Consider the following 13,452-nt stretch of genomic DNA (forward strand, 5'->3'; position numbering starts at 1 on the left):
AAAAGAAAAAAGCGGGAAATACCCGCTTTTTTCGGCTATTTCTATTCTTCTTTGATGCCTGTTAAATCTACAGAAGCAGCATCGACATTAACGTCAATATAACCATCTTTTTTCTTCTTAGCAGAGTCATTACGCTTCTGCTCCAAATTATTTAGATAGTTACCATCAATATCACCTGTTACATAGATTCCATCAAATACTGAGCAATCGAACTCAGTTAAGTCAGGCACTTTGCTGGTACGTACAGCATTTTTCAAGTCTTCCAATTCTTGGAAAATCAAACGATCAGCACCAATAATTTCTTGGATTTCTTCCACGCTGCGTTCTGAAGCAATAAGCTCAGCTTTAGCAGGCATATCAATACCGTAAACGTTTGGATACATTACTTTCGGTGCTGCTGACGCAAAGTATACTTTTTTTGCACCAGAATCACGTGCCATCTGAATAATCTCATTACACGTTGTACCACGTACAATAGAGTCATCCACCAATAGAACGTTCTTGCCTTTGAATTCCAACTCAACAGGGTTTAATTTCTGACGTACAGATTTTTTACGTTGCTGTTGACCCGGCATAATAAAGGTACGGCCGATATAACGGTTTTTCATAAAACCTTCACGGAACTTCACACCTAGAATATTTGCAAGTTCTAAAGCTGAAGTACGGCTCGTATCTGGAATTGGAATCACCACATCAATATCATGGTCCTCACCCCAGTCACGTAAAATTTTATGAGCAAGCTTTTCACCCATTTTTAAACGTGCTTTATAAACCGAAATTCCATCAATAATGGCATCAGGACGAGCAAAATAAACGTATTCAAAAATACATGGACGGTATTTAGGATTAGCAGCACATTGTTTAGAGAACAACTCACCATTTGCATTGATGAAAATTGCTTCACCTGGTTCAATATCACGCTCAATTTTGAAACCAAGAGCAGTAATAGCAACCGATTCAGAAGCAATTATGTATTCCATCTCACCTTGTTCAGTCACGCGTGAACCGTAAATAAGTGGGCGAATACCATTTGGATCACGGAAACCAACCAAACCATGACCAGTAACCATCGCCACTACACCATACGCACCTTGGCAACGCTCATGCACACGAGAAACCGTGTGAAAAATATCGTCAGCTGTAGGATTTAAAGTGCCTTTTTTCTGTAATTCATGCGCGAATACATTTAAAAGAACTTCTGAGTCAGAATCTGTATTCATATGACGTAAATCTGTTTTAAACAGATCATCATGAATTTCTTCTGCATTGGTCAAGTTACCATTATGTGCAAGCGTAATACCGTAAGGTGAGTTTACATAAAATGGTTGTGCTTCAGCACTGCTCGCAGAACCAGCAGTTGGGTAACGTACATGGCCAATACCATAATTACCAAGTAATGCTCTCATATGACGAGTATGAAAGACATCACGCACCATACCGTTATCCTTACGAAGGAAAAGACGGCCTTCATGGCAGGTTACTATTCCAGCTGCATCTTGCCCACGATGTTGCAACATCGTTAAAGCATCAAACAACATTTGGTTCACTGGCGATTTACCGGCTATACCAACAACTCCACACATAGCAACCTCGCAGACAAGCTAGGAATTAATAAAAAGGATTCTTTGTCGAATGGTCGGATCGGTTTTCTAAATCTTCCGATTCGTCCATTGGTTTTGAGGGAGTACCTGATGCACTACCTCCAGATGTTATTTGATGAAATGCCTCACTTGCAGCATCTTTAGACAACTCGGTAGCCAAAGGCGCATAAGGCAATAAAAACTGTATAAATTTGGACTGTTTCCAGTGTGGTGAACTCTCAACCCAAGGCCCTACACCCTGCATTGTAATTAGTACAACCAACAAGCCCTTTAAAGAACCAAAAGCACCACCTGCTAAACGATTTAATGGCCCCAATTTCAGACTTTTCAAGAGGCCATTTAAAAATGCAGAGACGATCCATGTTAAAACAATGATCAAAAGCGCTATAAATGCAAAAGCTGCAATTTTCTGAACAACTGGATCATGACTTAAACCCGACATAGACGGAGCAAGAAGGACAGCATATTTTGCACCCATAATTAATGCAATGACCCATCCTACCAAGTTCGCAAAGGCTTTAATAAATCCTTGTCGCAAACCGTTTAGCCCCCCAATGAGCAAAAGTATCAGAATAATGATATCAATTGTGTTCATATTCACTTAAGACATAGCTGCAACACATTGTTTCACTAAAATAGGACCTGTATAAATTAGCCCACTATAGATCTGTACTAATGTTGCTCCAGCTTGCTGTTTGACTGCTGCCTGTTCACCCGACAAAATTCCACCCACGCCAATTAACGGGATTTGTCCTTTTAATGTTTGGGCAAACAAACGTAAGCATTCTGTACTTTTTTCAAAAACAGGTGCGCCTGATAAACCACCCGACTCATTACCATAAGGAAGATTTTCTACACCTTCTCTTGATAAGGTCGTATTAGTAACGATCAAGCCATCAATTTTAAACTGCACTAACTGCGCTGCAATAAATTCAACATCTTCAGCTGTTAAATCAGGTGCAACTTTCAGAACCAAAGGAACATAGTGATTATTTTGTTCAGCTAGCTCAAGTTGTCTTTCTTTTAAGGTTTGCAATAGTTCAGTTAATGCATCGCCACTTTGTAAACTTCTTAAGTTCTTAGTATTTGGAGATGAAATATTAACGGTAATATAAGAAGCGTAGTTATACACTTTCTCAAGGCAAATCAGATAGTCATCAACAGCTTTTTCTACAGGCGTATCAGCATTCTTACCAATATTAATGCCTAAAATTCCTTTAAACTTTGAAGCTTTGACATTTTCAATCAGCTTATCAACACCATCATTATTAAACCCCATACGGTTAATAATGGCTTGAGCTTCTGGAATACGGAATAAGCGCGGCTGCGGATTACCCAATTGAGGACGAGGTGTAATGGTTCCAATTTCAATAAAACCGAACCCCAACCCAGCTAAAGCATCAATGTGTGCACCATTTTTATCAAGACCAGCTGCCAAACCTACTGGATTTGGAAATTCAATTCCCATACAAGTCGTCGGTTTCGCCTCTACGCTCTGACGGAGTAGGCCGAACTTATGTGCTTTATCAAGCATAGATAATGTTAATTCATGGGCACGCTCTGGTGCTAAACTAAACAACATCGGGCGAGCAAGTGAATATAACATACCAATCACAATCTACTGATTTTAGGTAGGCATATTATAGGCACAGGCAGCACAAAACACCATGCTTAAGACCAGCATATTTTAATATGTTATTGAACCGTCGCTGTTAATTTAATCTGACCTTCACTTGAAACCATTTCCATTTTTTCAATACTTAAGCCCATTTGTGCCAGCTGGGTTAAAAAGTTAGCTAAAATTGCGTAATTCTGATGAGTAACAATAATTTGTAACTGCTCGCCATTTTGCTGAGAAGTAACTGTTAAACCTTGCTGTTGAGCTACACGTTGTATTTTTTCTGCTTGCCCTAACTCAAGCTCACTCGCAGGTTTCATAGTGACTGCATTACTTTGCATCCACACCATCAAATCTTTTAAATCATTTAAGCGCTGTTGCTGCTGTTCTGCTAAGGAATGCATTTTCCAAAGTGAAGCCCCAATAATAGCCACTACAACAAAAATTGTAGTAAAGACCACCATGATACGTTCACGGACAGTCAAACGGTCTAAATATTGATTAACTTGTTCGATCCACTGATCAAAGCGGTTTTGCAATTGAGCTAACATTTTCATTATTGTATTTTCACCACCCCAATAGCCCCACCACCATCGGCTTGAACATTACCTAACTCCGCCTTAAATCCTTGCTGATTAAGCTGCTGTGTTAAAGCTTGCAAATCATCTGCCGATTTTGCTTTCAAGGCCATGGTTAGTGTAGAAGCATCATAATTTAATTGCTGAGCTAAAATTTGTCTTTGCATCAAAATAGGTCCAACACGACTCAATAAAGAAAGTGCTTGTGTATCGCCTTGTTTACTCATTCTTAAATGACTTTCAAATTGGCTTTTTATATTTTGTTCATTTACGCGACTAGAAGGACCAAACCAATATTTATATTGCTCAATTGTCTGCTCAGCTGTTTGATTGGCTACATTTCTTAATTTTACCCAACGCAACAAATCATAGCTGAACTGAACCACAATGATTGCTAAAACAATAACCGCACATGCTTTCCAGTACCCAGAAACCGTTTGCTCTTGCCCTTTGGCTTTTGGTAAAACGTTAAAAGGATGCTGTTTAGGTTTATCTAAGCCCTGAAACTGATAAAAAAATTCTGAACGTTGCTCAATACTAGAAGCTGCTTCTAAGCTTTCTAACTGTTCTACCGTTAACCCACTATATTGATAGTTTGTTTCAACTGGCTGGAATTCCAAAAACAATCCCAAATCATCTAGTGAATTACCGACCCATTTACTTTCACGCGCCAGTAATTTTTGGTCAATATTACACAGGATAACTTGCTGTTCTTGTGGTTCTGGCAAGATCAAAAAATCTGGCAACAAAGCAACCAGCTTGATTGGCAACAAATTCATCGCATGTTGCCATGTTTCCACCGTAGTTTTTGCAACACCCAATATTGTTAATTGATCAGCATGAAAATGATGAACTACTTTCATGTGATCAATAGGCAAAGTTACAAACTCTTCAAGCAAATATTTAACACCATCTGCTCCAAGTTGCTTGTAATGAGACTTTGCTATTTGTTGCTGGAATACCTGAGCATGACGACTAGGAAAAAAGACAACAGCCTCTTTTCCTTGGTGCAATTGTAGGTCTTGTATTAATTGATCAAGGCTTTCAGCCTGCAACCAGTTTTCTCCGTTAGACCAATGCCATATTCCATTGGTTTCAGGCATCCATAAATACAGCATAATGGGCTAAATAACCTTTTTAATTATATTGTGGGTATAAAACTATTTTTTTGTGTTGATAAACCAGTTGCAATCACAGCCTGATCATAAATTCGAGCTTCAGCCAATGCAAATGGATTAAAGTTTTCATGGGTCAGCAGTTCAGCAATATGCCCTACTACATTCATATGACACACGACCACAATTGACTCATAAGGAATCTGAGACAACCACTCGACTGCCTCTTTGGCGTTATCATCTGGTTTAATTTTATCGCATAACAACACAGGCACATCTTTAAAATACGCTTGAATATGTGCCAATGTCTCTTGAGCACGTAACAAAGGACTAACTACAAAAATATCAGGCTTAACAATATCTTTTAAAAATGTTGCTGTCTGTTCTGCTTGAGCATGTCCACGAGCAGTAAGAGGACGTTTAGTGTCGTTACCATTTATAGGTGGAGCGGCTTCCCCATGGCGAACCAATGTTAGTTGCATAAATTTTCCTTGTTAATAATTCTTGCATTATAACCACAATTTATGACATTTCTTCTTCAGACTTCGTGATGAGGTAAAACAAATTCAACATCACTACGGTGTCCGTTTTTCATAAGAGATAATGCAATATTTAAAGGAGGCGCCCCTTCGAAAATAACTTCATATAAAGCGTTAGTGATAGGCATATAAACATCTAGTTCTTCTGCTTTACCACGCACCTGAACAATTGTATTGATGCCTTCAGCCGTCTGCCCCAACTCTTTACTCGCCTGATCCAGCGTTTTACCCGAACCTAAAGCATAACCAATCTGATAATTACGGCTTAAAGGACTATTACAAGTAGCGAATAAATCACCAACACCTGACAACCCCAAGAATGTAAGCGGATTTGCACCTTGTTTTACTGCAAATCGGCTCATCTCGGCTAAAGCACGCGTTAAAATCATACTCTTGGTGTTTTCACCAATTTTGTAAGCGGCGCCAATTCCCATTGCAACCGCATAAATATTTTTAAGCGCACCACCTAATTCTACTCCGTGTACATCATCACTACCAAAAACACGGAATAAAGCACTATGCAGAGCATGTTGCACAGCATAACGAACTAACTCAGAATCACTGGCAATAACAGTCCCAGATGGCATCCCTGCCATAATTTCTTTTGCAAGGTTTGGACCTGATAGCACACCATAAGGAACTTCAGGTAATTCTTCACGAATAATATCGCTCATAAAGCTGAAAGTTTTAGCTTCAACACCTTTGGTCAAAGACACAACCGCTTGTGCAGTAATATAAGGAGCGATTTGTTTTAAGACATCGCGGAATGAGTGACTTGGAATTGCGACTAAAATAATATCTCGGTCACATACAGCTTGCTCAAGATCAGACACAGCGCGTAATGATGACTCTAAAATAAAATCTGGCAAATAACGTTTATTAATGTGGGTTTTATTAATTTCCTCAGCTGTTTCGGCATCACGAATCCAGATCATGGTATCGCAACCGTTACGTGCAGCTAAATTTGCCATAGCCGTTCCAAAGCTTCCTCCCCCTAGAACGGTAATACGTAAAGCAGTTTTTTTATCAACCGCAACAGGTTCCACCAAATCTGTAAACTTAAATTCAGCCATCTTTTATTATCCTATTTCTTACTTCTACAGACGTTTAAGCCTGCCAAACTTTTACGAATTCTTTACTTTCAATATCTGCACGCGGTGCAATTACTTTAGCTGCTGTGCCGACGTAAATAATACCTGAAATTAAATCACGAGGTTGCAGACCTAAATACTGTTTTAACCAATTTGATTCGACAACTGCACCACTACGCCACATAGTCGAAAAACCTTGAGCTTGTAGAGATAATAAAAGATTTTGTACTGCGGCACCCGTACTTAAGATTTGTTCGAAATGCGGTACTTTCGGGTGATCTTGTAATTGTGTAAGCGCTAAAATAAGTAATGGTGCGCGAAAAGGATGTTGTTTAACACGTTCGAGTTGAGCGGGATCAGTTTCACCTAAATCTGCTAGAGCCTTTGCTAAAACTTCACCAAAAGCACCACGTTGTTCGCCTGAAACAACTACAAAACGCGTTGGCTTAAGTCTATGATGATCTGGAGCAGTCAAAGCTGCTTGGAAAGCTAACTCTAATTGCTCTGTACTTGGAGCTGGCTCAACTAATTGGCCAATAGACTGACGCTGATGAATATTTTGGTGAATTATTTGTATTGCTGATTCCGTCATTAATATTGATCTAACTCAAAAATTCAAAATAGATTAGCATAATCTACCGTTAATCCACCATTGAATCTAGCTTATAAAATTAGCAACTCCCACTTTGACATTTTTTAATACAAAACATCAAAACTCATACAACGTCTTCAAAATCAACTAGAAAACTTATGTTCAAATAGCTATGTCTTTTAGCGATTAACTTTAGGTGCATTATGAAAAAAATAATTTTAGCGAGCGCAATGAGCGTTGTTGTTTTATTACTTGGTGCTTGCGCAACTACTCCTAAAAATACTTTAGCAGTTCAAAAAGAAAATAATCAGTTTGAAGTTACAGGTATTGGCAAAACCAATTTAATTGCGAAAAATAATGCGATTACTGCAGCTCAAAAAACTTGCTCAAAAAGCACTACACCAGTCGTTGTAGATGAAAAAACAACATACAACGGTGTATTAAAAGATGTTGTAAGTGAAAAAACTGGTCAAATGGTTGAAGCTGCGGCAGGTGTTATTGGTACATTAACTGGTAAAAATGCATCTTTAGCAAAAGATGATGACTACCAAACAACGCTTACTTTCTATTGTAAAATTAATTAATAAAAAAAATCCCAATCATTTGATTGGGATTTTTTTATTAGCAATAACCATCTAATCTGGTCAATGGTAATTTTTTACCAATTGCTTTTTCAATTTCGGGTAAATAAAAGGCATCATCTTCAGATAAGAAACTAATACTTACCCCTTGTGAGCCAGCACGACCTGTACGACCAATACGGTGTACATAATCATCAGATTGTTCAGGCAATGTAAAGTTAATGACATGCGACACGCCATCCACATGAATACCACGACCAGCAACATCTGTCGCAATCATAATATTATGTTTACCTTGCTTAAATTGCTCTAACATTTTTAAACGTTTATCTTGAGCAATCTCACCTGAAAGCATACCAACTCTATATCCATCTTTCTTTAAATGATCATAAAGACGGCGGACTTGGTCACGTCGATTAGCAAAAATCATAACCTTATCGATTGGCTCTTCACGCAAGATATCTTGCAGTAAACGATATTTGTCTTGTTTAGCAACAACATAAACACGTTGCTCTACATCGTTATTGGTCTTTTGTTCAGGCTCAATTTCAACAGTTACAGGTTCAAATAACCATTGTCTTGCCAAATTAAGAACGTCATAACTAAACGTCGCTGAGAACATGAGTGTCTGACGTTGTTCCTTGCGTGGTGAATAACGAACAATACGTTTTACCGAAGGAATAAAGCCCATGTCTAATAAACGGTCAGCTTCATCAATGACTAAAAATTCAATTTGATCGAGCCAGACTTCTTTTTGTTCTACAAAATCGATTAAACGCCCAGGTGTGGCTACCATGATATCGACAAAATTAGCATCAAGTTGCTTCTTCTGCTTATCGAAATCAACACCACCCAATAGGGTCACTAAATGTAAATTAGAGAATTTTGTGAGAAATTTCGCATCACTTTCAATTTGCAATGCCAACTCACGAGTAGGCGCCAAGATTAAAGCACGAGGCTCGCCACGGAAGCGTTGCTCTTGAATCGGATTATTGAGTAAATCATTAATTACACTAATCAGAAAGGCAGCTGTCTTACCTGTTCCTGTTTGTGCTCGCCCAATTGCATCATGCCCGGCTAATGTATATTTTAAAACCTTTTGCTGAATTGGGGTCATTTGAGTAAACCCTAAAGCATCAATCGCCTTTTTAAGTTGCGGATGTAAATTCAAGGTTTCAAAACCAGATGTCATAAATACGCGCTCTAACAAACAATCTCTCGAATGAGAAGATCATTATAAACAAAAACGCCCCAATTCAAAAATTGGAGCGTCCATCATTCATCAAAAAGATGAATTAGTCTTAGTCTAAAGGCTGAACGTTTTCAGCTTGAAAACCTTTTTGACCTTGTACAACGCTAAATTCTACGCGTTGACCATCACGTAGAGAACGGTGACCGTCACCTACGATTGCACGGAAGTGAACGAATACATCGTCGCCGCCGTTACGTTGAATAAAACCAAAGCCTTTAGTGTCATTAAACCACTTTACTACGCCTTGTTCACGAGCTGTCATAAGTCAATCCTCAGATGTTGAAAAAAGGACCTTCCGGTGTTGCAAACAGCAGAGCAAACAAGGTTTTAAAATATTTATAATCTTAAAGCTTGTAATCATTCTGTAAAACTATCAACAATTTCCGGTTACATCCATTTGTTATAGGGTTATTAAATCAATTTGATTGTGTGGTAAATCCTAAAACGGTTCGAGCTTAACACGGGTTTATGACAATTAATAGAATTTTTTTCAAATATTTCCCCTATTTTTAGTTCTTTTTTTAAACAGCTTATTACAATATTTTTTATAGAAATTCCTGCATCTTCTTTCATAAAATATGCTGTATTTATTAAAAATTTGTTAGAATATTTTTTTTAGTTGTTTTGATGATGAATGAGCAATACTTCTTCTAATACAGCACCCATTGAAATTAATGCCCTTGGACAACCCTGCCCAATGCCATTGTTAATGCTAAAACGTGAACTTAAAAAAGCGTCAGGCAAACAACAATTTTTATTAAAATCTTCAGATCCTCATAGTGAAATTGATGTAACTCGTTACTGTGGTTTACATCATTTTATGTGTCAAACTACACACATATCGGAAAGAGAATTTCACTATTTAATTGAAACTCAATAATTCTTTGCTAAACTAAAAGATTAGAAATTGCATAAAATTTTACATTTCTCTACCCAATTTTCCTTAATTATGAAGCTGATTCAAATTAAGATGAATTTATTGGTTATCCCATTCGATCCTATAAGGAGAACTCATGAGTGACAGCAGCAATCAATTGATGCCCCTGTCATTGTCTGCGCCCGGTGTAAACCTTGGTGCATATATCAGTACTGTCAATCAGATTCCTATTTTAACGGCCGAGCAAGAAAAAGAACTTGCTGAACGTTATTATTATGACCAAGATCTTGATGCCGCAAAAATGCTGGTAATGTCGCATTTACGTTTTGTCGTTCATATTGCGCGCAGCTATGCAGGTTATGGCCTACCACAAGGCGACCTTATTCAAGAAGGTAATTTAGGCTTAATGAAAGCCGTGAAACGTTTCGACCCAAATATGGGCGTGCGTCTAGTATCTTTTGCCGTCCACTGGATTAAGGCAGAAATTCATGAATACGTTATTCGCAACTGGCGTATCGTCAAAATTGCAACGACAAAAGCTCAGCGTAAATTATTTTTCAATTTACGTAGTTTAAAGAAATCGAGTAAAAAGTTAACGCTCGAAGAAGCTCAATCGATTGCGAATGACTTAAATGTAACTCCAGAACAAGTTCTTGAAATGGAAGGTCGTTTAACTGCTTATGATGCTGCTTTTGAAGCACAAGGCGATGATGACGATGATACTCCACACACAGCGCCTGCGTTGTATCTTGAAGATAACCGCTACGATCCTGCCCGTTTAGTCGAGAACGAAGACTGGGAAGAGCAAAGTACTTCAGCCTTGCATGATGCAATGGACCAGTTAGATGACCGTTCGCGTAATATTTTACAACGCCGCTGGTTAGATGATGACAAATCTACTCTTCACGAGTTAGCAGCTGAATATAATGTTTCGGCAGAACGTATTCGTCAGCTTGAAAAAAATGCGATGGAAAAAATCAAAACTGCCATGTCAGCAAGCTAAAATAAATGAAAAAAATAAAAGGGCGAATCGCCCTTTTGTTTTATCTGGCTATGTTTAGCCAACCCAATCTATGTTAACGTTGCCTTTCATTATTCAGTTGCGTTTTTTGTTATGTGGATCGCCATTTCAGCCCTTAATCTTGCTTTTGCAGTCATGTTGGGTGCTTTTGGAGCACATGGTCTTAAAGCTCACGCGGGTCCTGAGCAACTTGCTTGGTGGCAGACTGCAACCGACTACTTTTTTTATCATGCGCTTGGCCTATTAGCTCTTGGTATTTTAAGTAAGGTTCTTCCTCATTTCCCAATCAAGTTATCTTTCTTGCTTATCCAAATTGGTATTCTATTTTTTTGTGGTTCGCTTTACATCATGGCGCTAGGTTTACCACGAATATTAGGCGCAATTACGCCAATCGGTGGAGCCTTAATGATTGCGGGATGGCTGGTTTTGGCTTGGAATGCTTTCAAATACGCAAAATAATCGGAATGTGATCATGCAAATTTATTTAAATGGCGAATTAACGGACACGCCTAGCCAAAACCTGTTGCAACTCATTCAGGAGCTGGCACTTGAAGGAAAACGCTTTGCTGTGGAGCACAATCAGCAAATCGTTTCTAAAAGCAAATTAGAGCAAATTACGATTGCTCAACATGACCGTATCGAAATTATTCACGCTGTTGGCGGCGGCTAAGTCGGAGTTATCCATGCAAGACACCCCTCTCATTATTGGTTCACGTTCTTTTCAATCTCGTTTATTGGTCGGAACTGGAAAATATAAAGACTTAAATGAAACGGATTTAGCTATTCAAGCCAGTGGTGCAGAAATCGTAACCGTCGCAATCCGCCGTGTGAATATTGGACAAAATCCAGATCAACCGAATTTACTTTCGGTCATTCCACCAGAAAAATATACAATTTTGCCAAATACCGCAGGTTGTTTTGATGCTGACAGCGCAGTACGCACGTGTATGCTAGCGCGCGAGCTACTTGATGGTCATAACCTAGTAAAACTTGAAGTATTGGGTGATGAAAAAACCTTATATCCAAATGTAACCGAGACCCTAAAAGCGGCTCGTACTTTGATTGATGATGGTTTTGAGATTATGGTCTATACCTCTGATGATCCAATCATTGCGCAAGAACTTGAAAGTATGGGCTGTGTTGCGATTATGCCTTTAGGTAGCCTCATTGGTTCAGGTTTAGGTATTTTAAACCCACACACCATTTCAATTATTAAAGAAAATGCGAAAGTTCCAGTTTTAGTCGATGCAGGCGTTGGCACAGCAAGTGATGCTGCTATTGCGATGGAACTCGGTTGTGATGGTGTATTGATGAATACTGCCATTGCAGCTGCGCAAAACCCTATTTTGATGGCTTCTGCAATGAAAAAAGCTGTTGAAGCAGGACGTGAAGCATTTTTAGCAGGTCGTATGCCACGTAAACGCATGGCAAATGCAAGCTCGCCAGAAACAGGCTACTTCTTTAAGTAATCATTAATTTTGCCTAAATTTTAAAGCACGATAACAAAAGCTATCGTGCCGAGTGGCATGGATGCCACTGTTGAACAGGGGCCACATGGATGTGCCCTCTGTTCAACAAAGGTTTTTGTTACTTTTGACCTTTCAAAAGTAAGTCATAGCCAATATAGAGTTTAATAAATTAAAAATGAGATCAAGGTCGCTTGGCATGTGAAATTATTAATTTAATTAAGCCACTTGCTCATCACGTTTAAACACCAACTCTTTTGCTGATGAGTTATCAACATCAAAGTAGTAACCCTCGGTATTAAAAGCTTTGATGTCTTCAGCTTTATTTAATTGGTTTTCAATAATAAAACGAGCCATTAAACCGCGTGCTTTTTTCGCATAGAAACTAATGACTTTATATTTGCCATTTTTCTGGTCAAGAAAAACGGGCTTCACAATTTCAGCCTTAATTTTCTTTTCATTGACAGACTTGTAATATTCATCTGAAGCTAGATTTACCAGTAATTCAGATTTAATTGCTGCCAAATCTTCATTAATCTGGTTAGTGATAATTTCATCCCAGAACTCATACAAATTATGACCACGCGTATTTTTTAATTTCGTACCCATTTCTAAACGATAAGGCATCATTAAATCTAAAGGACGCAGTAAGCCATAAAGACCAGAAAGCATACGTAAATGCTGCTGTGCAAAATCAATATCTTTGTCTTTTAATTGATAAGCATCTAAACCAGTGTAGACATCTCCTTTAAATGCATAAATTGCTTGGCGAGCATTCGAGAAATTAAATTCTGGATTCCAGTCTCTAAATCGATCTGCATTTAATGTGGCAATTTTTTCACTCACACTCATTAAACTCGCAATTTCCGAAGCAGAAAGTTTGCGACACACATCAATTAATTGTGCTGAGTTTTCTAACAAGCGAGGCTGAGTAAACTCATCTGTAGGTAGTGCTGTTTCATAATCTAAAGTTTTTGCAGGAGAAATTAAAGCAAGCATAGACAACCTGAAAAAATTATTCTTAATACCAACTATAACAGTAGATATTTTTTAATGCTAACTCGTGTTTTCAATGACGACTATCGGTAAAATAGCATTACGTATTGTTATTTAGCGGTTCT

17 protein-coding genes are annotated in these 13,452 nt (G+C 38.3%); 6 read left to right on the forward strand and 11 right to left on the reverse strand.

Annotation, left to right across the window (positions count from 1 at the left end):
• Positions 1-41 precede the first annotated feature (41 nt).
• The 8 genes from purF to J663_RS02480 all read right to left on the reverse strand — a co-directional run bounded on the left by purF (position 42) and on the right by J663_RS02480 (position 7,134).
• Positions 42-1,583 (reverse strand): amidophosphoribosyltransferase, encoded by a 1,542-nt coding sequence (gene purF / locus J663_RS02445; RefSeq protein ID WP_033847583.1) that lies wholly within the window; start codon positions 1,581-1,583, stop codon positions 42-44.
• Positions 1,584-1,608: 25 nt separating this feature from the next.
• A complete protein-coding gene (locus tag J663_RS02450) occupies positions 1,609-2,196 on the reverse strand; it encodes a CvpA family protein (RefSeq protein WP_002115251.1) in 588 nt (195 codons plus the stop codon).
• A gap of 6 nt (positions 2,197-2,202) precedes the next feature.
• Positions 2,203-3,207, reverse strand: a complete 1,005-nt coding sequence (locus J663_RS02455) for a quinone-dependent dihydroorotate dehydrogenase (RefSeq protein WP_005073508.1) — start codon at positions 3,205-3,207, stop codon at positions 2,203-2,205.
• Between the two features lie 89 nt (positions 3,208-3,296).
• Positions 3,297-3,776, reverse strand: coding sequence for a type II secretion system protein GspM (gene gspM / locus J663_RS02460; RefSeq protein WP_005073507.1), 480 nt, complete (start codon positions 3,774-3,776; stop codon positions 3,297-3,299).
• On the reverse strand, positions 3,776-4,915 hold the full coding sequence (gspL, locus tag J663_RS02465; protein WP_033847584.1) for a type II secretion system protein GspL: 1,140 nt from the start codon (positions 4,913-4,915) through the stop codon (positions 3,776-3,778). The genes gspM and gspL overlap by 1 nt, the downstream gene beginning before the upstream one ends.
• Before the next feature lie 23 nt (positions 4,916-4,938).
• Positions 4,939-5,394 carry a SixA phosphatase family protein gene (locus tag J663_RS02470; protein ID WP_005073505.1) on the reverse strand — a complete coding sequence of 152 codons (456 nt, stop codon included), beginning with the start codon at positions 5,392-5,394 and terminating at the stop codon, positions 4,939-4,941.
• Between the two features lie 56 nt (positions 5,395-5,450).
• Entirely contained in the window at positions 5,451-6,524 is a 1,074-nt protein-coding gene (locus J663_RS02475; protein ID WP_002115297.1) for an NAD(P)H-dependent glycerol-3-phosphate dehydrogenase, read from the reverse strand.
• A gap of 34 nt (positions 6,525-6,558) precedes the next feature.
• Positions 6,559-7,134, reverse strand: coding sequence for a nitroreductase (locus tag J663_RS02480; protein ID WP_033847586.1), 576 nt, complete (start codon positions 7,132-7,134; stop codon positions 6,559-6,561).
• A 203-nt stretch (positions 7,135-7,337) separates the two neighbouring features.
• On the opposite strand from J663_RS02480, the gene J663_RS02485 reads away from it, so the two are divergent.
• Positions 7,338-7,718, forward strand: a complete 381-nt coding sequence (locus tag J663_RS02485) for a hypothetical protein (protein WP_033847588.1) — start codon at positions 7,338-7,340, stop codon at positions 7,716-7,718.
• Positions 7,719-7,755: 37 nt separating this feature from the next.
• On the opposite strand, the gene rhlB is transcribed toward J663_RS02485, so the two are convergent.
• Together rhlB and J663_RS02495 are read right to left on the reverse strand one after the other, a co-directional pair.
• Positions 7,756-8,907 (reverse strand): ATP-dependent RNA helicase RhlB, encoded by a 1,152-nt coding sequence (rhlB, locus tag J663_RS02490; protein WP_002115257.1) that lies wholly within the window; start codon positions 8,905-8,907, stop codon positions 7,756-7,758.
• Positions 8,908-9,016: 109 nt separating this feature from the next.
• The gene (locus J663_RS02495; protein WP_000126912.1) at positions 9,017-9,229 is read right to left on the reverse strand and encodes a cold-shock protein; all 213 of its coding nucleotides are present in this window, start codon (positions 9,227-9,229) and stop codon (positions 9,017-9,019) included.
• A gap of 372 nt (positions 9,230-9,601) precedes the next feature.
• Between J663_RS02495 and J663_RS02500 the strand changes: the two genes are divergently transcribed.
• From J663_RS02500 to J663_RS02520, 5 genes are all read left to right on the forward strand, one after another.
• Positions 9,602-9,847 (forward strand): sulfurtransferase TusA family protein, encoded by a 246-nt coding sequence (locus J663_RS02500; RefSeq protein WP_033847590.1) that lies wholly within the window; start codon positions 9,602-9,604, stop codon positions 9,845-9,847.
• Positions 9,848-9,980: 133 nt separating this feature from the next.
• Positions 9,981-10,847, forward strand: coding sequence for an RNA polymerase sigma factor RpoH (gene rpoH, locus J663_RS02505; protein ID WP_002115267.1), 867 nt, complete (start codon positions 9,981-9,983; stop codon positions 10,845-10,847).
• A gap of 111 nt (positions 10,848-10,958) precedes the next feature.
• Positions 10,959-11,324 carry a DUF423 domain-containing protein gene (locus J663_RS02510; RefSeq protein WP_002115263.1) on the forward strand — a complete coding sequence of 122 codons (366 nt, stop codon included), beginning with the start codon at positions 10,959-10,961 and terminating at the stop codon, positions 11,322-11,324.
• 13 nt (positions 11,325-11,337) lie between these two features.
• Positions 11,338-11,535, forward strand: a complete 198-nt coding sequence (thiS, locus tag J663_RS02515) for a sulfur carrier protein ThiS (RefSeq protein ID WP_004700562.1) — start codon at positions 11,338-11,340, stop codon at positions 11,533-11,535.
• Positions 11,536-11,548: 13 nt separating this feature from the next.
• The gene (locus tag J663_RS02520; protein WP_001154366.1) at positions 11,549-12,334 is read left to right on the forward strand and encodes a thiazole synthase; all 786 of its coding nucleotides are present in this window, start codon (positions 11,549-11,551) and stop codon (positions 12,332-12,334) included.
• Positions 12,335-12,550: 216 nt separating this feature from the next.
• Here J663_RS02520 and yaaA read toward each other — a convergent pair whose 3' ends face one another.
• A complete protein-coding gene (gene yaaA / locus J663_RS02525; protein ID WP_033847593.1) occupies positions 12,551-13,330 on the reverse strand; it encodes a peroxide stress protein YaaA in 780 nt (259 codons plus the stop codon).
• Positions 13,331-13,452: the final 122 nt, after the last annotated feature.

Origin of the sequence: Acinetobacter sp. 826659 (assembly GCF_000588515.1) — a bacterium.
GTDB lineage: Bacteria > Pseudomonadota > Gammaproteobacteria > Pseudomonadales > Moraxellaceae > Acinetobacter > Acinetobacter pittii.

Coding starts and splice junctions, on each gene's coding strand:
- J663_RS02470 (WP_005073505.1), bottom strand. CDS start 5,394: ATGCAACTAACATTGGTTCGCCATGGGGAAGCCGCTCCACCTATAAAT.
- J663_RS02510 (WP_002115263.1), top strand. CDS start 10,959: ATGTGGATCGCCATTTCAGCCCTTAATCTTGCTTTTGCAGTCATGTTG.
- J663_RS02450 (WP_002115251.1), bottom strand. CDS start 2,196: ATGAACACAATTGATATCATTATTCTGATACTTTTGCTCATTGGGGGG.
- rpoH (WP_002115267.1), top strand. CDS start 9,981: ATGAGTGACAGCAGCAATCAATTGATGCCCCTGTCATTGTCTGCGCCC.
- J663_RS02500 (WP_033847590.1), top strand. CDS start 9,602: ATGAGCAATACTTCTTCTAATACAGCACCCATTGAAATTAATGCCCTT.
- yaaA (WP_033847593.1), bottom strand. CDS start 13,330: ATGCTTGCTTTAATTTCTCCTGCAAAAACTTTAGATTATGAAACAGCA.
- J663_RS02520 (WP_001154366.1), top strand. CDS start 11,549: ATGCAAGACACCCCTCTCATTATTGGTTCACGTTCTTTTCAATCTCGT.
- J663_RS02485 (WP_033847588.1), top strand. CDS start 7,338: ATGAAAAAAATAATTTTAGCGAGCGCAATGAGCGTTGTTGTTTTATTA.
- gspM (WP_005073507.1), bottom strand. CDS start 3,776: ATGAAAATGTTAGCTCAATTGCAAAACCGCTTTGATCAGTGGATCGAA.
- thiS (WP_004700562.1), top strand. CDS start 11,338: ATGCAAATTTATTTAAATGGCGAATTAACGGACACGCCTAGCCAAAAC.
- rhlB (WP_002115257.1), bottom strand. CDS start 8,907: ATGACATCTGGTTTTGAAACCTTGAATTTACATCCGCAACTTAAAAAG.
- gspL (WP_033847584.1), bottom strand. CDS start 4,915: ATGCTGTATTTATGGATGCCTGAAACCAATGGAATATGGCATTGGTCT.
- J663_RS02480 (WP_033847586.1), bottom strand. CDS start 7,134: ATGACGGAATCAGCAATACAAATAATTCACCAAAATATTCATCAGCGT.
- purF (WP_033847583.1), bottom strand. CDS start 1,583: ATGTGTGGAGTTGTTGGTATAGCCGGTAAATCGCCAGTGAACCAAATG.
- J663_RS02455 (WP_005073508.1), bottom strand. CDS start 3,207: ATGTTATATTCACTTGCTCGCCCGATGTTGTTTAGTTTAGCACCAGAG.
- J663_RS02475 (WP_002115297.1), bottom strand. CDS start 6,524: ATGGCTGAATTTAAGTTTACAGATTTGGTGGAACCTGTTGCGGTTGAT.
- J663_RS02495 (WP_000126912.1), bottom strand. CDS start 9,229: ATGACAGCTCGTGAACAAGGCGTAGTAAAGTGGTTTAATGACACTAAA.